Genomic DNA, 527 nt, shown 5'->3' with positions numbered 1-527 from the left:
TTGGTTGAGTAGGTGCTGCATGAAAAGTTTCATCTAATGTCCTTGCCAAAAATGCAGAGAAATCACCACGTGTTAATTTGTTATCTGGACGATACGTACCATCTGGATAACCTGAGGTTATACCTTCTGCCAATATTCTTTTAATAAAAGGATAAGCAGCTGTACTTGAATATACATCAGAGAAGCTAACTTCTTGCTCATCTGTTAAATCATAAGCTCTAGCCAAGAATATTGCCATTTGCCCTCTAGTAACAGGTGCGTTGGGACGATACGTACCATCAGGGAAACCTGAAATAATTCCCTCATTAACTGCTTCTTCAATGTAACCAGAAGCATAACTTCTCTCAGTAACATCCGGGAAAATAGTATCTTTTCTTTCTTCGTTAAATCCTAAAGCTCTTCCAATCATTGCTGCCGCTGCTTCACGCGTGACAGTATCATTTGGACCAAAATCTCCATTTTTATAACCACCGATAATGTCGCGATCCGCTAAATACATTATTTCATCGTAGAACCTGTAGCTACTA

The 527-nt window shown here is 39.1% G+C and carries 1 protein-coding gene; it reads right to left on the bottom strand.

Going from position 1 to position 527, the window contains the following annotated elements:
• A partial coding sequence (locus ACFSUL_RS21335) for an S-layer homology domain-containing protein (RefSeq protein ID WP_377938387.1) occupies positions 1-527 on the bottom strand: 527 nt, incomplete at both ends.

This window comes from Bacillus seohaeanensis, assembly GCF_042684945.1.
Classification (GTDB): domain Bacteria; phylum Bacillota; class Bacilli; order Bacillales; family Bacillaceae_B; genus Rossellomorea; species Rossellomorea seohaeanensis.
Note: the sequence above shows the minus strand (reverse complement) of the source record. Positions and strands in the feature narration are given on the sequence as shown.